At 63.1% G+C, this 20,582-nt stretch carries 22 protein-coding genes; 14 read left to right on the top strand and 8 right to left on the bottom strand.

The window, feature by feature from the left end; genetic code table 11:
- The 3 genes from AC13EY_RS04185 to ppnN form a co-directional block, all read left to right on the top strand.
- The coding region (locus AC13EY_RS04185; protein ID WP_482877598.1) for a transposase at positions 1–282 on the top strand (282 nt) is incomplete at its 5' end.
- Between the two features lie 7 nt (positions 283–289).
- Complete coding sequence (locus AC13EY_RS04180; RefSeq protein ID WP_482877601.1) at positions 290–538, top strand: EAL domain-containing protein; 249 nt, start codon at positions 290–292, stop codon at positions 536–538.
- A gap of 152 nt (positions 539–690) precedes the next feature.
- Positions 691–2,064 (top strand): nucleotide 5'-monophosphate nucleosidase PpnN, encoded by a 1,374-nt coding sequence (ppnN, locus tag AC13EY_RS04175; RefSeq protein WP_228247618.1) that lies wholly within the window; start codon positions 691–693, stop codon positions 2,062–2,064.
- 42 nt (positions 2,065–2,106) lie between these two features.
- Here ppnN and rutF read toward each other — a convergent pair whose 3' ends face one another.
- From rutF to rutA, 6 genes are read right to left on the bottom strand one after another with little or no spacing between them, the layout of a single operon-like run.
- A complete protein-coding gene (gene rutF, locus AC13EY_RS04170) occupies positions 2,107–2,619 on the bottom strand; it encodes an NADH-dependent FMN reductase RutF (protein WP_228247617.1) in 513 nt (170 codons plus the stop codon).
- Positions 2,620–2,630: 11 nt separating this feature from the next.
- Positions 2,631–3,221 carry a malonic semialdehyde reductase gene (locus AC13EY_RS04165; RefSeq protein ID WP_228247616.1) on the bottom strand — a complete coding sequence of 197 codons (591 nt, stop codon included), beginning with the start codon at positions 3,219–3,221 and terminating at the stop codon, positions 2,631–2,633.
- A gap of 12 nt (positions 3,222–3,233) precedes the next feature.
- Positions 3,234–4,037, bottom strand: a complete 804-nt coding sequence (gene rutD, locus AC13EY_RS04160; protein WP_228247620.1) for a pyrimidine utilization protein D — start codon at positions 4,035–4,037, stop codon at positions 3,234–3,236.
- Between the two features lie 13 nt (positions 4,038–4,050).
- Positions 4,051–4,434, bottom strand: a complete 384-nt coding sequence (gene rutC, locus AC13EY_RS04155; RefSeq protein ID WP_228247615.1) for a pyrimidine utilization protein C — start codon at positions 4,432–4,434, stop codon at positions 4,051–4,053.
- The gene (rutB, locus tag AC13EY_RS04150) at positions 4,431–5,183 is read right to left on the bottom strand and encodes a pyrimidine utilization protein B (RefSeq protein ID WP_228247614.1); all 753 of its coding nucleotides are present in this window, start codon (positions 5,181–5,183) and stop codon (positions 4,431–4,433) included. The genes rutC and rutB overlap by 4 nt, the downstream gene beginning before the upstream one ends.
- Positions 5,183–6,271: a pyrimidine utilization protein A gene (gene rutA, locus AC13EY_RS04145; protein WP_228247613.1), complete on the bottom strand. Its 1,089-nt coding sequence runs from the start codon at positions 6,269–6,271 to the stop codon at positions 5,183–5,185. Before rutA ends, rutB begins: the two co-directional genes overlap by 1 nt.
- A 236-nt stretch (positions 6,272–6,507) precedes the next feature.
- Between rutA and rutR the strand changes: the two genes are divergently transcribed.
- The 8 genes from rutR (at position 6,508) to AC13EY_RS04105 (ending at position 14,472) form a co-directional block, all read left to right on the top strand.
- Complete coding sequence (gene rutR / locus AC13EY_RS04140; protein WP_228247612.1) at positions 6,508–7,236, top strand: HTH-type transcriptional regulator RutR; 729 nt, start codon at positions 6,508–6,510, stop codon at positions 7,234–7,236.
- A 242-nt stretch (positions 7,237–7,478) separates the two neighbouring features.
- Entirely contained in the window at positions 7,479–8,486 is a 1,008-nt protein-coding gene (locus AC13EY_RS04135; RefSeq protein WP_482877594.1) for an isopenicillin N synthase family dioxygenase, read from the top strand.
- A 1-nt stretch (position 8,487) separates the two neighbouring features.
- Positions 8,488–8,874, top strand: a complete 387-nt coding sequence (locus AC13EY_RS04130) for a VOC family protein (protein WP_228247610.1) — start codon at positions 8,488–8,490, stop codon at positions 8,872–8,874.
- Positions 8,875–8,907: 33 nt separating this feature from the next.
- Entirely contained in the window at positions 8,908–9,999 is a 1,092-nt protein-coding gene (locus tag AC13EY_RS04125) for a BMP family ABC transporter substrate-binding protein (protein ID WP_228247609.1), read from the top strand.
- Positions 9,996–11,513 carry an ABC transporter ATP-binding protein gene (locus tag AC13EY_RS04120; protein WP_228247608.1) on the top strand — a complete coding sequence of 506 codons (1,518 nt, stop codon included), beginning with the start codon at positions 9,996–9,998 and terminating at the stop codon, positions 11,511–11,513. The genes AC13EY_RS04125 and AC13EY_RS04120 overlap by 4 nt, the downstream gene beginning before the upstream one ends.
- Positions 11,506–12,600, top strand: coding sequence for an ABC transporter permease (locus AC13EY_RS04115; protein ID WP_228247607.1), 1,095 nt, complete (start codon positions 11,506–11,508; stop codon positions 12,598–12,600). Before AC13EY_RS04120 ends, AC13EY_RS04115 begins: the two co-directional genes overlap by 8 nt.
- Positions 12,600–13,529, top strand: coding sequence for an ABC transporter permease (locus tag AC13EY_RS04110; RefSeq protein WP_228247606.1), 930 nt, complete (start codon positions 12,600–12,602; stop codon positions 13,527–13,529). Before AC13EY_RS04115 ends, AC13EY_RS04110 begins: the two co-directional genes overlap by 1 nt.
- 166 nt (positions 13,530–13,695) lie before the next feature.
- A complete protein-coding gene (locus tag AC13EY_RS04105) occupies positions 13,696–14,472 on the top strand; it encodes an SDR family NAD(P)-dependent oxidoreductase (protein WP_228247605.1) in 777 nt (258 codons plus the stop codon).
- On the opposite strand, the gene AC13EY_RS04100 is transcribed toward AC13EY_RS04105, so the two are convergent.
- Both AC13EY_RS04100 and AC13EY_RS04095 read right to left on the bottom strand, forming a co-directional pair.
- Positions 14,451–15,395, bottom strand: coding sequence for an alpha/beta hydrolase fold domain-containing protein (locus tag AC13EY_RS04100; protein ID WP_228247604.1), 945 nt, complete (start codon positions 15,393–15,395; stop codon positions 14,451–14,453). The genes AC13EY_RS04105 and AC13EY_RS04100 overlap by 22 nt on opposite strands.
- The gene (locus tag AC13EY_RS04095; protein ID WP_228247603.1) at positions 15,379–16,854 is read right to left on the bottom strand and encodes a flavin-containing monooxygenase; all 1,476 of its coding nucleotides are present in this window, start codon (positions 16,852–16,854) and stop codon (positions 15,379–15,381) included. The genes AC13EY_RS04100 and AC13EY_RS04095 overlap by 17 nt, the downstream gene beginning before the upstream one ends.
- 93 nt (positions 16,855–16,947) lie before the next feature.
- Here AC13EY_RS04095 and AC13EY_RS04090 point away from each other — a divergent pair, with 93 nt between their 5' ends.
- The 3 genes from AC13EY_RS04090 (at position 16,948) to AC13EY_RS04080 (ending at position 20,431) form a co-directional block, all read left to right on the top strand.
- Positions 16,948–17,982 (top strand): AraC family transcriptional regulator, encoded by a 1,035-nt coding sequence (locus AC13EY_RS04090; RefSeq protein ID WP_228247602.1) that lies wholly within the window; start codon positions 16,948–16,950, stop codon positions 17,980–17,982.
- Positions 17,983–18,097: 115 nt separating this feature from the next.
- Positions 18,098–19,276: an acyl-CoA dehydrogenase family protein gene (locus AC13EY_RS04085; RefSeq protein ID WP_228247601.1), complete on the top strand. Its 1,179-nt coding sequence runs from the start codon at positions 18,098–18,100 to the stop codon at positions 19,274–19,276.
- A 12-nt stretch (positions 19,277–19,288) separates the two neighbouring features.
- Positions 19,289–20,431: an acyl-CoA dehydrogenase family protein gene (locus tag AC13EY_RS04080; protein ID WP_228247600.1), complete on the top strand. Its 1,143-nt coding sequence runs from the start codon at positions 19,289–19,291 to the stop codon at positions 20,429–20,431.
- Positions 20,432–20,582 lie beyond the last annotated feature (151 nt).

Raw genomic sequence — 20,582 nt, 5'->3', positions numbered from 1 at the left:
GGTCAGTCCTGGCGGCGCAACTGGGCTCGGATCACGCCGTTCTTCGACTTCCCACCGGAGATCCGCAAAGTGATCTATACCACCAACGCCATTGAGTCGGTGAACATGAGTTTGCGCAAGATAACCAAGAACCGCGGCTCGCTCCCCAGCGACGAGGCGCTGCTGAAACTGTTCTATCTGGCGCTACGCAACATCAGCAAGAAATGGACGATGCCGATCCGTGACTGGAAAGTGGCACTGACACGCTTTACGATCAGCTACGAAGGCAGGCTGCCACAGTAGTAACCCCATCCCCGGTTACACAGAATTCTGCACACCCTCCATTCTCACCGACGCCAACGACGCGGCGATAGCCGGCACCATTGTGGCGCTGGGGCGACCGCTCGGTTTGGGCGTCGTGGCCGAGGGCGTGGAAACCGTCGAGCAGATGCGTTTTCTGGTCGACAGCGGCTGTGAGGTGTTTCAGGGCTACCTGTTTGGTCGCCCGGTTGAAGCGGCCGCGCTGGGACGCAGTCGTGAGTCATTGGCAACCAGCTGATCGCTTACCTGCCTCCCGGGCGCCATGTTGCCCACCGGCGATTGCCAAGGCAGGCTGCCGGGGTCGAGAATGAAGGCAACTTTGCGACCATCGCGGTCGTATCTATCGTCACCCGACGGCGTGGTCGTCGGCGTTTGCCAAGGAAGCCTCGCATGACAAGACCCAACGTAATCAATGCATCGGTCAGCCCCAAAGGCAGCCTGGAAACCCTCTCTCAACGTGAAGTCCAACAGCTCAGTAAGGTAGGCTCCGGTGGCCTGCACCAGCTGTTCCGCCAGTGTGCGCTGGCGATTCTCAACACCGGCGCGCGCGTCGATAACGCCAAGACCATTCTTGAGGCTTACGCCGATTTTGAAGTGCAGATTCACCAGCAGGATCGTGGCGTGCGGCTGGAGCTGATCAACGCGCCGGCTGATGCCTTTGTCGATGGCGAGATGATCGCCAGTACCCGCGAGATGCTGTTCAGCGCGCTGCGCGACATCGTTTATACCGAAAGCGAACTGGGCGGCCCGCGGATAGATCTGGAAAGCTCCGCCGGCATCACCGACTACGTCTTCCATCTGCTGCGCAACGCGCGCACCCTGCGCCCCGGGCTGGAACCGAAGATGGTGGTGTGCTGGGGTGGGCACTCGATCAGCATCGAGGAGTACAAGTACACCAAGAAGGTCGGGCACGAACTGGGCCTGCGCAATCTCGACATCTGCACCGGCTGCGGGCCTGGTGTGATGAAGGGCCCGATGAAGGGGGCAACCATTGCCCACGCCAAGCAGCGCATCCTTGAGGGGCGTTATCTGGGTATCACCGAGCCCGGCATCATCGCCGCCGAAGCGCCCAACCCGATTGTCAACGAACTGGTCATCATGCCCGACATCGAGAAGCGCCTGGAGGCCTTTGTGCGGGTTGGTCACGGCATCATCATCTTCCCGGGCGGCGCCGGCACGGCGGAGGAGTTTCTCTACCTGCTCGGCATCCTAATGCACCCGACCAACCGTGATCTGCCGTTCCCGGTCATCCTCACCGGCCCGCGCAGCGCCGAGGCTTATCTGCAGCAACTGCATGCCTTTGTCGGTGCGACCTTGGGTGCACAGGCGCAGCAGCACTATCGCATCATCATCGACGATCCGACCGAGGTCGCGCGCGGCATGGCCGCCGGGCTCAAGGAAGTGGAGCGGTTCCGGCGCGAGCGCAACGACGCCTTCCACTTCAACTGGCTGCTGCACATCGAGGAGAGTTTTCAGCGCCCGTTTGATCCGACCCACGCCAACATGGAGGCGCTGCAGCTCACCCTGGATATGCCGCCGCACGAACTGGCGGCGAACCTGCGCCGGGCGTTTTCCGGGATCGTTGCGGGCAACGTCAAGGACAAGGGTATTCGTCTGATTGAGCAGCACGGGCCGTACCGTATACACGGCGACCCGCGCATCATGCAGCCGCTGGATGCGCTGCTGCAGGCCTTTGTTGATCAGCACCGGATGAAGCTGCCGGGCGGGGCCGACTACGAGCCGTGTTACCGCGTGGTCAGCTGAAGCAGGAGGTGCCTCGCCGTCAGCGCGGCGAGGCACCCGGTGTCAGACCGGCTGACAATAGCGACGCTGGAAGTACACCAGGCCGTCGCCGCTGTCGCGTTGACGGATCGCCAGAATCTCGCAGATCAGAATGTCGTGGCTGCCGGCGGCAACCCGGTTGCTGATGCGGCAATCGAAGTTGATCAGCGCGTCGTCCAGCATCGGTGCGCCACTGACATCGGTGCTCCAGTCGGCGCTGGCGAAGCGCTCCTCCATCGCTGTCTTGCCGCCGAACAGGTTGGACAGCGCCTGCTGATCGCAGGTCAGCGTGTTCACGCACAGATGGTCGTTGGTCTGAAAGATGTCGTAGACCGATGCGCTGCGGTTGAGGCAGACCAGCAGGCTTGGCGGCTCGTCCGACACACTGCACACGGCGGTGGCGGTGAAGCCGGCGCGGCCGGCAGGGCCATCGGTGGTGACCACGTTGACGGCTGATGCCAGCACCGACATCGCGTTGCGAAAAGCATCCTTGGTGACCGGGGCGGGCATGGGTTCCACTATCTTGGCTGCGAGCATGACTGGCTCCTTCAGGTGAGAATGCAGGCCTTGGAATAGGCCAGACGCGGCAAACGGTCGAACACCTTGCTGCTGTCGCCGTAACCGAGGTTGATCAACAGGTTGGACTTCCAGTGGCTGTCGCTGAAAAACGCGGCGTCCAGTGCCTTGGCGTCAAAGCCGGACATCGGCCCGGTATCCAGTCCCAGGCTGCGGGCGGCCATGATGAAGTAGGCGGCCTGCATCGAGCTGTTACGGAAGGCAGTTTCGTAAATCATCTCCGGGCTGCCGGTGAACCAGCTGCGTGCGTCCGCATGCGGGAACAGCTCGGGCAGTGCGTCGTAGAAGCGCGAGTCATAGGCAACGATTACGGTGACCGGCGCGCTCATGGTCTTTTCCAGATTGCCCGATGACAGGCACGGCTTGAGCATCTCCTTGCCCTGACGGGTGCGCACGAACACGAAGCGTGCCGGGCTGCAGTTGGCCGAGGTCGGGCCCATTTTGGTCAGGTTGTAGATGGCTTCCAGCAGGCTGTCGGGCACCGGCTGATCGAGCCAGCCATTGTGGCTGCGGGCCTCGGTAAACAGTTGCGCCAGGGCGCTTTGATCCAATGGTTCGTGCATGGTTGCTCTCACTCAGGCGGCGTATTCGGTGTCGTGAATGACGCTGGCAAGAAAGCGCCTGAGCGTCGTATTGATGGTGTCCGGGCAGCTCACGCTGGAGGCGTGGCCGCCGTAGTCAAAGCATTCCAGGCGGGCGTTCGGCAGTTGCTCGGCAAGCTCTCGCGAGCACTGCCAGGGCACCAGCATGTCGTCTCGGTTGGCGATCAGCAGCGTTGGCTGGCGAATGCCGGCCAGCGCCTGAAGATCCGGCGCAAAGGCCTGCAAAGCAGCAATGCGGCGCAACAGATTGTCGGTCGGCGGAAAGCCGGCCACGTGCTTGCGGTCGTCGATTTGCAACTGCTCGATGTTGGCGGCAATCCAGTCCGGTGGGTAGAGAAACAGCGCCTGCGCCTCGACGTAGGCAGCCGGGCCGCTGCCGGCCAGCAATTGCTTGCGTACCGAGAAGCAGCGCGCGGTATGCGGGCTGACCCGCGACCAGGCGTTCATCAACGTCAGGCTGCGTAGCCCCGGCGCCTGCTGCATAGCCAGCGCCAGACCGACCAGCCCACCGAGGGCGTGACCGATCAGGTGATAGTCGCCGATGCCGTGGCTGGCGAGCAGTGTGCGCAGCTCGCAGGCCATGGCGTCGATGCTGTAGTCGGCGGGCAGGGCGGCGGGGCTCTTGCCGGTGCCGAGCTGGTCGTACAGCACCACGCGGTAGTCGCGGGTGAGGGCGTCCAGTTGCGGCAGCCAGAAGTGCGCCGCGCCGCCGAGCCCCGAGCTGAATACCAGCGTCGGGGCGTCGGCATCACGCCGGCCGTGGATTTCGATATGCATCACGGCCGCGGCCTCAGCCGACGTGGGCGATGCTGGCGATTTCGATCAGCGCGTCCGGTTTGACCAGACCGCACTGGATGCAGTAACGCGCCGGTTTTTCGCCCGGGAAGTACTCGGCGTAGACGGTGTTGATGGCGGCGTAATCGCTCCAGTCGCGTAGCATGATCATGTTGAAGGTGACATCGTCCATGGTGCCGCCGGCTTCCTCGACCACACCCTTGATGGTTTCCAGCACGTGGCGGGTTTGCGCGGCGGCATCGCCGACGTGCACCACGTTGTTGTCCTTGTCGAAGGGCAGGGTGCCGGAGACATAGAGAATGCCATCGGCCATCGAGCCCGGAACGTAGGGGGCCAGCGGTTTGCCGGTGCCGGCGGGGAGTACGGTTTGCTTGCTCATGCGGATGCTCCTTGGGTAACGGGCTTGGTCAGTGCAGTGCAGAAGTCATCGACGCTGCTGACCCAGCCAAAGAAGGTTTCGATGTTGTACAGCGAGGCCTGCTGGACGAATTCCGGGCCGGCCTGATGGGTGGCGTCGGCCAGCACCACGCCGAAGTATTCGAGGAAGAACCCGTCGCGCAGGGTGGATTCCACGCAGACGTTGGTGGCGATGCCGGTGAACACCAGATTGCGGATGCCGCGGGCCCGCAGCAGGCTGTCGAAAGCGGTGTTGAAGAAGCCGCTGTAGCGCGGTTTCGGCACCACTAGGTCGCCCGGCTGCGGTTGCAGGGCGTCGACCAGATCGTAGTCCCAGGTGCCCTTGGCCAGCAGCTTGCCCTGCAGTTCCGGGTTTTTGCGCATGGTCTTCAGCGCGTTGGATTTGTGCCAGTTCGGCGAGCCGGGGCCACCGGCCTCGGCGTACTCGCTGTCCCAGCCGTTCTGGAAAAAGATCACCTGCACGCCAGCGGCGCGGGCCGCTTCGATGGCGCGGGCGATCTGTTCGATCACCGGCCCGGTGCTGGAAACATCAAAGCCGGCCAGATCCAGATAGCCGCCCTTGGTCGAGTAGGCGTTCTGCATGTCGACCACGATCAGCGCGGTCTCGCCGCTGTTGATCGCCAGCGACTCGGGGCGCGCGGGCAGAATCACATCGGTCGGGTTATTGCGTACCGGTGCATGACCGACAACAGGTTTGGTCAGGCTGTTCATCACGCGCTCTCCAGCAGCTCGTTAACGTGTTGGCGGCTCTTCATTAGTGGCTGGATCCGGGTACCGAAGTCTTCGATGCCCTTGACGAAGTCGTCGAAGGTCAGCATCACGCCGCTGTTGCCGGGCACGGTGGCGACTTCGTCGAGCATGCGCGCAATGCTCTCGTAGGAGCCCACCAGGGTGCCCATGTTGATGTTCACGGCGGAGGTCGGGTCGGCCATCTGGCGGATGTTGGTGTCGCCCTTGGACTTGGTGTCGGCGGCGCCCTGTTCGCCGAGCCAGGCGATGGCTTCGTGGTCGGCGCCGTCCTTGTAATGCTCCCAGCGGGCGCGGGCGGCTTCGTCGGTTTCATCGGCGATGATCATGAACAGCGCGCAGGAGGTGACGTCGCGGCCGCTTTCTGCGGTGGCCTTGACCAGTCGTTCGACGGTCGGGGCGAAGGCGGTCGGCGTGTTGACGCCCTTGCCGAAGCAGAAGTTGTAGTCGGCGTACTTGGCGGTGAAGGCCATGCCGGCTTCGCTCTGCCCGGCGCAGATGACTTTCATGTCGGCCTGGGGTTTGGGGCTGACGCGGCAGTCGTCCATCTGGAAGTGTTCGCCCTTGAAGTCGCTGCGACCGGTGGTCCACAGGTCGCGCAGTACGGTGGCGTACTCACCGAGATAGTCGTAGCGGTTGGCGAAGAACTCATCACCCGGCCACAGGCCCATCTGGCTGTACTCCGGCTTCTGCCAGCCGGTCACCAGGTTGACGCCGAAGCGGCCGTTGGAGATCGAGTCGATGGTCGAGGCCATGCGCGCAACGATGGCCGGTGGCAGGGTCAGGGTGGCGGCGGTGGCGAACAGCTGGATGCGCTCGGTCACGGCGGCCAGGCCGGCCATCAGGGTGAAGGACTCGAGGTTGTGTTCCCAGAACTCGGTCTCGCCGCCGAAGCCGCGCAGCTTGATCATCGACAGGGCGAATTCGAAGCCGTAATGCTCGGCGCGTTGCACGATGGCTTTGTTCAGGTCGAAGGTCGGCATGTACTGCGGCGCGTTCTTGGAGATCAGCCAGCCGTTGTTACCGATCGGGATGAAGATACCTACATTCATTGGATTGCACTCCATAGTCCATTTGTTCGGAAGGTCGGCATGTGCGGCCGGCCGCTGAACAGCTGAAAAGCACAATCCAGGCCATGTTTTTTTTGTTGATTTAAATCAATGGCTTGCGTGGTTTGACTGGTTTAAGGTAGACCATTTAGTCCGAATTAGAGCACTTGGTTTGTGCATGCCGATTCGCTTTGGGGCCCATTTTGGGGCTTGAGTTGTCTGCTATCCCCAAGGGTAGAATGCGGGCGTTAAAAGAAGAGGCATACCTCCCAGTGAGCAAACAGATACAGCGTCCCGCAACACCTGCCAAGAAGCCCAAGGCGCGGACTCGGGTGCCCAGTGAGGCCACGCTGAATCGGCGCAAGCGGCTGATGGAAACCAAGCGCAGCGCCATCATGGAAGCGGCGCTGGATGTGTTTTCCCGTTACGGCTTGCATGGCACCAGTCTTGATCAGGTGGCCAGCCAGGCCGACGTGTCCAAGACCAACCTGCTGTATTACTTTGCTTCCAAGGAAGATCTGTACATCAATGTGCTGCGTCAGTTGATGGATGTCTGGCTCAGCCCGCTCAAGGCGTTCACTGTCGAACAGGATCCGTCCGAGGCGATTGGTGACTACCTGCGCGTAAAGCTGGAGTTGTCGCGAGATCATCCGGCCGAGTCGCGGCTGTTCTGTCTGGAGGTCATTCAGGGGGCGCCGCTGTTGTTGGGCGAGCTGCAGGGCCCGTTGCGTGATATCGTCGAATCCAAGGTCAGCGTCATCAATGCCTGGATCGAGGCCGGTAAGTTGGCACCGATCGAGCCGCACCATCTGATCTTTTCGCTCTGGGCGATGACCCAGCATTACGCCGACTTTCGTACCCAGGTTGAGGCCGTTTCTGGTCGTACCCTGGAAGATCCGGCCTTCTTTGCCGAGACGCTGGACAATCTCAAGGCACTGGTTTTGCAGGGCGTCTGTCCGCGCTCTTGATGCAGATCAATATCTCCGCCCCTTTTTTGGGCTAGACGCACAAACCGAGTGCTCTAGATCAGACCGTTTGTTCCAAAACAAGCGGTCACTTTTCATTATCTATTTGTTTTTTAAGTAGAAACGCTTTTTGGCATAGTTGCTGCAACCGTCTCCGCTGATTGGAAAATGGCGCGTCGAACACTCCTCGCGTCGCTTCTTCTGCCCAGCGCTCCCGCTGAGCTCCATTTGGAGGAAACGGTTGTATGACGCTTCAATACGTTCCCATCATCGATCTTGGACCCTATTTCAGCGGCACCGCCGAGGGCAAGGCTGAGGTGGCCAGAGCGGTCAACCAGGCCTGTCGCGACATCGGCTTTCTGGTCATTACCGAGCATCAGATTCCCAGGGAACTGATCGAGCGGGTCTATGCCCTGACCTCGCAGTTCTTTGATCTGCCGATGGCAGAAAAGCGCAAGGCAAACCGCCCGCGTCCCGACATGGTGCGCGGTTACAGCGCAGTCGCCGAGGAAAGCCTGTCCTATTCGATGGAAGAGGCGGCGCCGGGCGACCTCAAGGAATCCTTCTTGATCGGCCCGAGCAACGTACCGGCCGAGCCCTACTATTCCGAAGCCATGGCCGGTCCGCACTTTGCGCCTAACGTCTGGCCGTCCGACCTGCCCGGTTTTCAGCAGGCCTACACCGAATACTTTGAAGCCATGGGCGATCTGGCCCGTTCGCTGATGCGCATCTTTGCGCTGGCGCTGGAGCTGCCGGAGACCTTCTTCGACGACAAGATCGACAAGCACATCAGCATGTTCCGCAGCCTGCGTTACCCGCACCTGAAGGAGGGTATCGAGGAAGGTCAGCTGCGCGCCGGTGCGCATACCGATTACGGCAGCCTGACCATCGTCAAACCCGACGGCGCGCTGGGTGGCCTGCAGGTCTGCAACCGCGACGGCGAATGGGTCGATGTGCCCTATGTGGAAGACGGCTTCGTGGTCAACATCGGTGACCTGATGATGCAGTGGACCAACGACCAGTGGATCTCGACCCTGCACCGCGTGATCAACCCGCCGGAAGATGCTGCGGGCGATCAGCAACGCCAGTCGCTGGTGTTCTTCCATCAGCCCAACTACGACGTGATGGTCGAATGCCTGCCAAGCTGCCTGGCCAAGGGCGAGACGCCGCGGTATGCACCGGTCAGCTCCGGCGATCACCTCAAGTCCAAGTTCGTCCGGCAGACGACCTTTGGCGGCAGCAAGGTGGCCTGAGATGAGCAAACTTTCCTACGTCAACGTATTCGCCCGCGACATCGAAGCGCTCAGCGGGTTCTACCAGCGGGTGTTCGACTTTCCGGAAGTGGAGGCGATTCGCTCGCCGATCTTCGTCGGCCTGGATGCCGGCACCTGCTGTATCGGCTTCAACGCGCCGGATGCCTACGAGCTGCTGCATCTGGCCGAGTATTCCGACACTGCTGGCTGCAAGTTTCTGCTCAACATCGACGTCGACAGCCCCGCCGAGGTCGACCGCATGGTGCCGATCGCCGTCGAAGCGGGCGCCACCCTGATCAAGCCGCCGTATACCACCTATTACAACTGGTATCAGGCGGTGCTGATGGATCCGGAAGGCAACGTGTTCCGTATCAACCACATGATGTAGTCACACCACCTGATCGCAAGAAGGACTTTGGCAATGAAAAAACTGATTGCGGGCGCCGTATGCGCCCTGGCCACCTGCGGCCTGCCGACCCTGGCTGCTGCCGAGGAAGGCGGTTTTACCCTGACCGGCCCGGCGAAGATCGCCATGCTCTACATCAGCCCGCGCAATGACGGCGGCTGGACCCAGGCGTTCGACGAGGCGCGTCAGCGTCTGGAAGGCGAGATTGGCCAGAAGATTCAGTACGTGGAAAGCGTGCCGGAAACCGCCTCGGCGATTAAACCGACCGTTGAACGGCTGATTCAGCGTGGTGCCAACATCATCATCGGTACCGCCTTTGGTTACTCCGACACCTTCAAGGAACTGGCCGACAAGTACCCGGAAGTGGCCTTCCTGAATGGCTCCGGCACCACCAACTCGCACAACCTGGAGTCCTTCTACGGTCGTACCTACGAGAGCCAGTACCTGTGCGGCATGGCCGCGGGTGCCGCTTCTGAAACCGGCAAGCTGGGCTTTGTAGCGGCCAACCCCTTCGGTCAGGTGAACTGGACCGTCAACGCCTTCGCCATGGGCGCGCAGCAGATGAATCCGGATGCGACCGTCACCGTCATCTACACCGGCGCCTGGAACGACCCGGTCAAGGAGCGTGCTGCCGCCACCGCACTGATCGACCAGGGCGCTGACGTTATCGGCCAGCACGTGGACAGCCCGACCCCGCAGATCGTTGCCCAGGAGCGCGGCGTCTATGGCACCGGTCACCACCGTGACATGAGCGAGTTCGCCCCCGAAGCCACTGTCTGTTCCTCGGTCTGGGTCTGGGATCGCTTCCTGGCACCGGAGCTGAAGAAGATCATGGCGGGCAATTGGGTACCGGCTGAGCACGGTGCGCTGCTGTCGATGGAGCAGGGCGGTACCGATGTTTCCTGCTGCGGCAAGGGTATCGATGAAGAAGAGAAAGCCAAGATCATGGCTGCCCGTGAAGAGTTGCTGAACGGCGAGAAACTGATCTACGCCGGCCCGATCTCTGACCGTGACGGCAACGTCAAAGCGGCGGAAGGTGAAGCGCTGTCCGACGGTGAGCTGTGGTCCATGGACTGGTTCGTCAAGGGAGTGATTACCCAGCAATGAGTAACCCGAACGCGATCCGGCTGGACAGCGTAAGCAAGTCGTTTGACGGCTTCAAGGCGCTGTCCGAGGCCTCCTTCACCGCACGCTGGGGCGAAGTGCATGCCCTGCTGGGCGAGAACGGAGCGGGCAAGTCGTCCCTGATGAACATTGCCGCAGGGCTCTATGCGCCGGAAACCGGATCGCTGTTCATCGACGACAACCCGGTTCGTCTGAAGGGGCCGCTCGATGCTGCCGCACAGGGCATCGGCATGGTTCACCAGCATTTCAAGCTGGTGAAACCCTTCACCGTGGCAGAGAACATTCTGCTCGGTCTTCGTCACCTGCAGGCCGGTACCTACCGGCAGCGGCTGGCGCAGACCGCCGAGCAGATCACCGCCATGGCCGCCAGCCTGGGGTTCAGCATCGAACCCCACGCGCGGGTGGATCAACTGTCGGTAGCCGAGCAGCAACGGGTCGAGATTCTCAAGGTGCTGCTGGCCGGTGCCCGCATTCTGATTCTCGATGAACCCACCGCGGTATTGACCGATGCGGAAGCAGAAAACCTGCTGACCACGGTCCAGCATTTCGCGCATCAGGAAGGTGCTGCCGTCATCCTGGTGACCCACAAAATGAATGATGTCATGCGCTACGCCGATCAGGTGACGGTGATGCGCACAGGCTCAACGGTTGCCAGCCTCAAGCCGCAGACCGTGTCGGTCGGTGAGCTGGTCAAACTGACCGTTGGCGACGCGCCGACTCCACCGCAGATTCCGTCCAGCCGAGACGCGGGCGAGGTCAGGCTGGCGGTGCGTGATCTGCGCTCCAGTGGCGATGCGCCGGCGCTGCGCGGCGTCAATCTGGAGCTGCGTGCCGGTGAGATTTACGGCATCGCCGGGGTTGGTGGCAATGGCCAGAGTGAACTGGCCGGCGCGCTGATGGGCCTGCCCGAGCCGGTGTCCGGCGAGATGGAGCTGGTCGGGGAAGGCGATCTCAACAGCCTCAGTGCGGCCCGTCGCCGCGAGCTGGGCATCGCCTGCATCCCGGCCGACCGCTACAGCTCGGCGCTCGCCGCGCCGCTGTCGATCAGCGACAACTTTGCCATGGGCGATGTACACAGCGGCCGCTACGGGCCGTTCTGGTTTCTGCGCCGCAAGCGGATTGAGGCCGACACTGCCGCCGCGGTCGCCGAGTTTGATGTGCAGGGCGTGCGCTCGCTGCAGCAGAAGGCGGCGCTGCTGTCGGGCGGCAACGCGCAGAAGCTGGTGATTGCCCGCGAGTTTGCCCGCATCCCGCAACTGGTCATCGTGCACAGCCCCAGCCGCGGGCTGGATGTGCGCGCCACCCTGGCAGTGCACGAACGGCTGCGCAGCGCGCGTGATGCCGGCGCTGCGGTGTTGCTGATCAGTGAAGACCTGGACGAAGTGATGGCGCTGGCAGACCGCATTGGCGTGATGTCGGCAGGACGTATCATCGGCGAGTTTGCCCAGCCGGCGGACCGCCAGGCAATCGGGCAGGCCATGGTGAATCATGTTTGATACAACGAATTTTCAACCGCTGCTGGCGCGCCGGTACACCCTTGAAGTACGCCAGCAGATGGCCTGGTACTGGCAGGCGCAGGTCATCGCGCTGGCGTTGCTGGTCGGCATGCTGATCTCGGCGGCGATTCTGGTCAGCGCCGGGGTGCCCGCCGGTGAGCTGCTCAATGAGTTTGTCATCCTCACCCTGTTCGACAGCCAGAGTCTGCGCGCGGTGTTGTTTCAGGCCGCGCCGCTGATCATGGTCGGTCTGGCCGGCTGCCTTGCGTTTCGTGCGCGGTTCTGGAATCTGGGGTTGGAAGGCCAGATGATCTGGGGCGCGATTGGCGCGACCGCAATCTCGCTGTTCGAGATCGGACCGCCGTCGCTGCGCCTGCCGCTGATGATGGTCTGCGCCATGGCCTGCGGCCTGCTCTGGGCGCTGGCGCCGGTGCTGCTCAAGCTGCACCTGAAGGTCAACGAGATCATTTCCACGCTGATGCTCAACTACATTGCGATCAACTTCCTGCTGCATCTGGTCTACGGCAGCTGGAAGGACCCGCGTGACTCTTTCCCCTATTCGCCGCAGTACAAGGTATTCGAGCGTCTGCCCGAGCTGTTCGATGGCGTCAGTCTGGCGGTGGTGCTGGCGCTGGTGGTCGCGCTGTTCGTGCTCTGGTTCACCGGCATCTCACGCGCTGGCCTGTACCTGCGCTTTGTCGACAGCAGCCCGGGCGTGGCCCGCGCAGTCGGTGTGCCGGTCAAGCGGGTAATCCTCGGTACCGTTCTGCTGTCGGGCGCGCTGGCAGGTCTGGCCGGGCTGATGATTACCGCCGGGCAGGAAGGGCGGCTGACCCATTCCTTCTACGCCGGCTATGGCTTTTCCGGGATTCTGATCGCCTTTCTGGCGCGCAATCAGCCGATTGCCGCGACCGTGGTAGCGGTGCTGGTAGCGACCCTGTTTGTCGCCGGGCGCAGTCTGCAGGTGTTCTATCAGATTCCGTTCTCGATGGTGCAGTTGATCCAGGCGATTCTGGTGATCTGCGTGGCGTCTTCGGAGTTCTTTATCCGCCACCGTATTCGCCGCATTCAGGGAGGGCAGGTCTGATGGACATGATTGCAAGCTGGATCGGCAACATTCCCGACTTTGCCGTGCCCTTTGCGCTGGCGGCGCTCGGGTTGATCGTGATCGAACGCTCCGGGGTGCTGGCACTGGGTGCTGAGGGCTTGATGCTGGTGGGTGCGCTGGCAGGAATCGGCGCGTCACTGATGACCGGCGGCGCAACCGTCTGGGCATTGATTCTGGCGATGTGCGCGGCCGGGGTTGTCTCGCTGCTGTTTGCCCTGATGGTTCTGGTGATGCGCATCAATCAGGTGATCGCGGGCCTTGCGCTGGTGTTCTTCTGTCAGGGCCTGACCGGCTTGCTCGGCACCCTGCTGGACTGGACCAACAAACCGGTCGCCGGGCTGCAATCACTGTCGCTCTGGCCATTCTCGGAGCTGCCGGTGGTCGGCAAGCTGTTTGTGCAGAACCCGCTGGTATTCGTTACACCGCTGATCTTCGTCGTGGTGGTACTGGTGCTCAACCGCAGCGTGCTCGGCCTGCGCCTGCGCGCGGTCGGCGAGAACCCGCAGGCGGCGGATGCCGCCGGTATTCCGGTACTGGGCTATCGCTGCGCCGCCATTGTTGCCGGCTCCATGCTGATCGGTCTGGCCGGTGCCTATATTTCGGTGCTGAGCACCAAGATGTGGATCGCCGACATGGTTGGCGGGCGCGGCTGGATTGCCGTGGCGCTGGTGATTTTTGCCCGCTGGTCGCCGTGGAAGGCGCTGGCCGGTGCCGTGCTGTTTGGCTGTATCGAGGCGCTGATTCCGCAGATGGCCGCCTCCGGTATTCGCCTGCCGCAGTACTTCGTATTCATGACCCCCTACGCCGTCACCCTCGGGGTGATGATCTGGGTAGCCCTGGCCAGCCGCGACAGCAGCAGCCAGCCCGGGGCGTTGGGGGAGCCTTTTATTCGAGAAGAACGCCGCTAGCCGCGTTGAAAGCTGGCTGCGTGGCCAGCGCGGCGTTAAGCGTCGGTTCAACATGCTCATTTACTGTTCGTAAACTGCGCTGTTTCGCCGACTCTTGCCTTGCGCTGACGGCCTCGCCGACGCTTTCCACTGTGGCTAGTGATCTCATTAAGAACAGGATATACCCATGCAAGGTGCAGTATTGATTACCGGCGCAACCTCCGGGTTTGGCGCCGCCAGCGCGCGCTGTCTGGCGCGGCAGGGCTGGCCGCTGATTCTCTGTGGTCGCCGTCTGGAGCGGCTGCAGGCGCTGGCCGATGAACTCAGCGAGCTGACCAGCGTTCTGCCGCTGCAGCTGGACGTACGCGATGCCATCGCCGTGCAGCGGGCCATCGATGAGCTGCCGGAGCTGTTCTCCGGCATTCAGGTGCTGGTCAACAACGCCGGGCTGGCACTGGCGCCGGGCCCGGCACAGGCGGTCGAGCTGAGCGACCTGCACACCATGATCGACACCAACATCACCGGGCTGGTCAACGTCACCCACGCGGTGTTACCGCGGCTCATCGCCTGGGGCAGCGGCGCGACCATCATCAACATCGGCTCCACCGCCGCCGGCAACCCGTATCCGGGCAGCCACGTCTACGGTGCCAGCAAGGCCTTTGTACAGCAGTTTTCCTACAACCTGCGCTGCGACCTGCAGGGCACCGGCGTGCGGGTCACCGACCTGGCGCCCGGCATTGCCGAGACCGAGTTCAGCCTGGTGCGCAACGCCGGGGACTCGGGTGCCGCGGACAAGGTCTATCAGGGCACGGTGCCGCTCACCGCCGACGATGTAGCCGCACAGGTGGGCTACATCGCCGCGCTGCCGGCGCACATGAACATCAACCGGCTGGAAGTGGTGCCGGTGCGTCAGGCCTGGGGGCCTTACGCGATTCACCGGGATCAGCTTACCGAGTCGGTCTGAGCGCTGTTCACAAAGTCCACCACCCGCTGCAGCGCCGCATCGGCGCTGTGCAGCAGCCCGGCATGGGCCTGAAATACATGCCACAGGTCTTCGTAGCGCTCCAGCCGTACGGCAACGTCGGCTGCGCGCGCGGCTTCGGCCAGCCGCAGGCTGTCGTTCAGCAGCACCTCGTCTTCACCGACCTGCAGCAGCAATGGCGGCAGGCCCTTGAGCTGGCCGAACAGCGGCGACACCATCGGGTCGGCGCGGTCCAGCCCGGCCGGGCAGTAGGCGTCGCGAGCGCTGTCTAGCCAGGACGGATGCAGCAGTGGATCGCCGGCCGCAGGCGCGTGCAGCTGTTCGGCGGTCATGTCGGTGACCGGTGAAAAGCAGACCAGCGAGGCCGGCAGCGGCAGCTTGAGCGCGGCCAGTTTCTGCGCGGTCACCAGTACCAGGTTGCCGCCCGCCGAATCGCCGATCAGGGTGATCTGCGCGGGCGCATAGCCTCGCTGCAGCAGGGCCTGATAGGCGGCGACCGCATCGTCACAGGCCGCCGGTGCCGGGTGCGCCGGCGCCAGTCGGTAATCGAGTGCGCAGACATCAAACTGACCACGGCTGGCGAGCGCCGAGCAGATGCCGCGGTGGGTCTGCGGGGAGCCGATGACGAAGGCGCCGCCATGCAGGTACAGCAGCACGCGGCCGTTGCCGCCAGCGGCCGGGCGGTGCCACATACAGGGCCGTCCGGCGATCTGCTCGGTGCTGCGGGTCACGCCTCTGGCCAGCGGCATGCCGAGGGTCAGCAGGCGCAGCACCAGTGCCTGCACGGCAAAGGGCACGGGCGGACGGATCAAACCCCGGAACAGCAGTTTCAGCATGCCGCGCAGCAGGGCGCGCAGGCCGGGTTGGCCCGGGTTGCGATACAGCTCATCAACGTACCTGGACATAATCGCTCCATGTCGGTTTGCGGGTCATGTATCGATAGGTGAAGGTAAAGCCGGGCCAGTTGACGGTCTGCTTGCCGTCGGCGGTCAGGTACCAGCTCTGGCAGCCCCGGGCCCAGACCGTGCCGCGGGCATCGTCTTGCAGCTGGCGGTTGTAGCGCGCCTGTACCTTGGGCTGCAGATCAAGGTAACGCAGACCACGGTCGCGCAGGGCCTTCACGCAGGCAACGACGTAGCGGAACTGGCTTTCCAGCATGTAGATGATCGAGTTGTGGCCGAGGTTGGTGTTCGGCCCGTAGAGCACATACAGATTGGGGAAGCCGGCGACCGAGATGCCCTTGTAGGCTTCTGCGCCGTCGCGCCAGGCGTCGTTCAGGTCTTTGCCGTCCAGCCCGCTGATGCGGATCGGCGCGAGGAACTCGGTGGCGGCAAAGCCGGTGCCGTAGATCAGCACGTCGGCCGGATGCAGGGTGCCGTCGTTGGTGACGACGCCTTCCGGGACAATTTTCTCGATGCCGTCACTGACGATGTTGACGTGCTTTTGATCCAGCGCCGGGTAGTAGTTGTTGCTGATCAGGATGCGCTTGCAGCCCATCGGGTAGCCCGGGGTCAGTGCGGCGCGCTTGGCGGGATCGCTGACCTGACGGTTCAGATGACGCTTGGCGGCCCGTTCACTGCTTTTGACCAGTGCCGGGAAATGCACGAAAGCCAGCGCGCGGACTTCGTGGGTCAGGTACTGCCATGCACGATCCAGCTGATGAAGCAGCGGCAGGCGACTCAGCCAGCGTCGGCGCGAATCGCTGTACTCGCAATCATCCTTGGGCAGCACCCAGGCGGCGTTGCGCTGGTACAGGTCAAGCTGGGCCACCTCGGGCACGATCTGCGGCACGAACTGGATCGCCGAGGCGCCGGTGCCGATGACCGCGACCCGCTTGCCCTTCAGATCAACGTCGTGCTGCCACTCGGCCGAGTGAAAGGCCGGGCCGGCAAAGCTGCCGAGCCCGTCGATGTTCGGCATCAGCGGGCGGTTGAGCTGGCCGGTGGCGGCAATCAGGTTGCGTGCGACCAGGGTTTCTCCGCTGGCGGTAGTGACCTGCCAGCAGCCGCTGTCGGCATCGAAGCGGGCGTCGCGGACGTCGCAATTGAGGCGAATGCGTTGGCGCAGGTGGTATTTGTCGGCGCAGTGGCGGATGTAGGCGTGAATTTCGTCCTGGCGGGCGTACTTGTGCGGCCAGTTGGTGCGCGGCTCAAACGAGTAGGAATACAGGTGCGAAGGTACGTCGCAGCCCGAACCCGGATAGTGGTTGTCGCGCCAGGTTCCGCCGATGTCGGCGGCCTTCTCCAGCAGCAGAAAGTTGCTGATGCCGGCGCGGTCGAGCTGGATGGCCATGCCTATGCCGCCAAACCCGCTGCCGATGATGATGGCGTCGAGTGGTGCGGCAGGTGAGCGTGTTTTTGTCATTGTGTGCTTCCTCCTGTTGTCAGCATATTAGGTGTTGCCTGTCGGCGCGGGTATGGCATAGTCGGTCAAAAAATTGTGAGTTTCGGACACACCATGACCGCTACTGCTCCTCCCTGGCCGCGCCTGCGCAACATCGGTAGCGTGCAACTGATGACCCAACTGGGTACCGAGCTGGGCCTGACCGTACCGCAGTGCCTGCAGGGCACCGGGCTGGATGTGATGGCGCTGGCCGATGGTCAGGCCGAGGTCACCGCGGATCAGGAGCTGCAGGTGGTCGGCAATCTGCTCGCCAACCTGCCTGATCAGCCGCTGCTCGGTCTGCTGGCCGGGCGCCGTTATCAACTGAGTCGCTACGGCATCTGGGGGTATGCGTTGCTCAGCAGTGCGTCGCTGGGCGAGGCGCTGGAAATGGGCCTGCGCTACCTTGATCTGACCTTTGCCTTCTGCCGCATCCAGGCCCGCGAGGACGCCGTTCGGCGATGGCTGGTCATTGATGATCGCTGGATCGAACCGCGCCTGCGGTCCTTTCTGCTGCTGCGTGACAGCTCTGCCATTACCCGTATCCACAGGGAGCTGACCGGGCTGCGGCAGCCGTTCAAATCGGTCCGGCTGACGCTGCCCGCGCCGCCGGATGCACTGATAAGTGCCTACACCGAGGCCTATGGCTGCGCCCCGCAGTTCGATGCCGCGGAAACCCTGCTGGAACTGGACCCGGTACTGCTGGCCCGCGGTTTGCCCGGCGATAACCCGGCGATTCGGCAGGCCTGCGAGCAGCAGTGTCGGCAGTTGCTGCAGCGCTATCGGGCACGTGATGGACTGGCAGGTCGGGTGCGCGAATTGCTGCTGGAGGGCGGCAGCGCTCTGCCGGACATGACCTCGGTCGCAGCGCGGCTGCACCTGACCGAGCGCACGCTGCGCCGCCGCCTTGGCCAGGAGCAGACCGGTTTCCGCCAACTGCAGGAGGAAACCCGCGAGGCGCTGGCCGAGGAATTGCTGCGCCTGCCGGGCCTGTCGCTCGACGAGGTCGCCCAGCGTCTGGGTTACGGCGAGGTGTCCAATTTCGTGCATGCCTTCCGGCGCTGGAAGGGGATGACGCCGAAGCAGTTCATGCGCAGCCGGCAGGGCTGATCCATCACGTTGGTAAATGGGTAACCATTCGGTCAGTTAAGCTCTGCGCGCGCGGTGGGCCGGGCAGAGTATCTTTGCTGCCGGACCTTTCACGAACATACCGAGGAGAATGCCCGTGGCCGATCTGGACGTATTTCGCCAGCAGACCCGTGCCTGGCTGGAAGAAAACTGCCCGCAGAGCATGCGCACACCGCAACGCTCGGATAACGATGCCTGTTGGGGCGGACGCAACTTCACCTTTGCCAGCGAAGACCAGAAACTCTGGCTCGAACGCATGGCCGCACGCGGCTGGACCGCACCCGACTGGCCAACCGAGTATGGTGGCGGTGGCCTCAGTCAGCAGGAGCACAAGGTGCTGCGTGAAGAGATGGCGCGCATCAATGCGCGCCCGCCGCTGTCGAGTTTCGGTGTCTGGATGATCGGCCCGGCGATTCTCAAGTTCGGCTCCGAAGAACTCAAGCGTCAGCATCTGCCGCCGATTGTCCGCGGTGAAATCCGCTGGTGTCAGGGCTACAGCGAGCCGGGTGCCGGCTCCGACCTGGCCGGTCTGCAGACCCGTGCCGAAGACCACGGTGACCACTTTATCGTCAACGGCCAGAAGATCTGGACCTCCTACGCCGACAAGGCCGACTGGATGTTCTGTCTGGTGCGTACCAATCCGGATGCCAAGAAGCAGCTGGGTATCAGTCTGGTGCTGTTCGACATGACTACCCCCGGTGTCAGCACCCGGCCGATCAAGCTGATTTCCGGCAGCTCCCCATTCTGCGAAACCTTCCTCGACAATGTGCGGGTAGAAAAAAGCCAGGTCGTGGGCGAGATCAACGCCGGCTGGACCATCGCCAAGTATCTGCTGACCCACGAGCGGGAAATGATTGGCGGCATGGGCCGCACCGCCGCAGGTCAGAAGACCCTGCCGCAGATTGCGGTGGATGCTGTTGGGCTGGAAGACGGCAAGCTGGCCGATGGCATGCTGCGTGGCGAGCTGGCGACATGGGATCTGGATGCGGCTGCCTTTGCGCTGACCGCCGAGCGGGTGCTGGATGAAGCCAAGGCCGGTCAGGGCGTGGGCGCGGCCTCGGCCATGCTCAAGTACTACGGCACCGAGCTGAACAAGCGTCGGCAGGAACTGATGGTCGCCCTGCATGGCAGTGACGGCCTGGTCTGGGAAGGCGAGGCGTCTCGCGAGGGAGCCATTGCCCGCACCTGGCTGCGCTCCAAGGGCAATTCGATCGAGGGCGGGACCACAGAGGTTCAGCTCAACGTCATCGCTCGCAACATTCTCGGCCTTCAGTGAGGGGACAGCATCATGGCAGCTTTGGTACTTAACGAAGAACAACAGATGCTCAAGGACGCGGCCAAGCGTTTTCTGAGCGAGAGCGCTCCGGTCAGCCAGCTGCGTGCGCTGCGCGACAGCCGCGACGAAACCGGCTTCTCCCGCGAGCTGTGGCAGAGCATGGTCGAGATGGGCTTTGTCGGCACCCTGATCCCCGAAGCCCTCGGCGGTGCCCAGTTTGGCTACGTCGGCATGGGCCAGGTCAGCGAGCAGGCTGGTCGCAACCTGAGTGCTTCCCCCTTGATCTCGACCGCCATTGGCGGTGTGGCCGCGCTGCTGCTGGCCGGCTCCAGCGAACAGCAGCAGGCGCTGCTGCCGCAGGTCGCCGAGGGCAGCCTGCTGCTGGCGCTGGCGGTTGATGAAGCGCCGCGTCACGCGCCGAATCGGGTAGCAACCCGGTTGCAGGAAACTGATGGCGGGTATCTGCTCAATGGCCGCAAGACCTTCGTGGTCGACGGCCATGTTGCCGACAAGCTGATCGTCTCCGCCCGCAGCGCGGGTGCCGAAGCCGACCAGGCGGGCATCAGCCTGTTGCTGGTGGATCGCAACGCGCCGGGCGTCAGTGTCGAGCGCACCATCATGGCCGACAGCCGCAATGCGGCGATCGTCAGCTTTGACAATGTGACGGTCTCCTCTGGTGATCTGTTGGGTGAAGCGGGCAATGCGTGGGCTGCGCTGGAACTGACCCTGGATGTGGTCAACGCTCAGCTGGCCGGCGAACTGCTGGGCCTGTCGCTGGAGGTGTTCGAGCGCACCGTTGCCTATCTGCAGGAGCGCAAGCAGTTCGGGGTAACCCTGAGCACCTTCCAGGCGCTGCAGCATCGTTGCGCGCATCTGTTCAGCGAGCTGGAGCTGGTCAAGTCGGCGGTGCTGAAGGCGCAGATGGCGCTGGATGCCGGTGACGCCGAGGCAGCGCAGTGGGTCAGTCTGGCCAAGGCCAAGGCCTGCGAAGTGGCCGAGTTGGCGACCAACGAAGCGGTGCAGATGCACGGCGGCATGGGCATGACCGACGAGTTTGATATCGGCCTGTTCATGAAGCGCGCGCGCAGTGTGCAGACGCTGTTCGGCGACTACCGCTACCACGCCAACCGCTTTGCGGCGCTGCGGGGGTATTGAGTGGGAGGGCCGTATATGGTCTCCTCCCTCATTGCAAGGCATCAGTTTTTGACGGCAAGAGCAGGTTGTCTGTCGTATATCCGGCCTCAGTGTGCAGCACAGTGCTGCGGGCCTCGATGAGCAGTCGCCACGTATCGTCCTTATCGAGCTC

Source organism: Halopseudomonas sp. L-58, assembly GCF_056859475.1.
The sequence above is the reverse complement of the archived record's forward strand: the minus strand, read 5'-3'. Positions and strand labels throughout refer to the sequence as shown.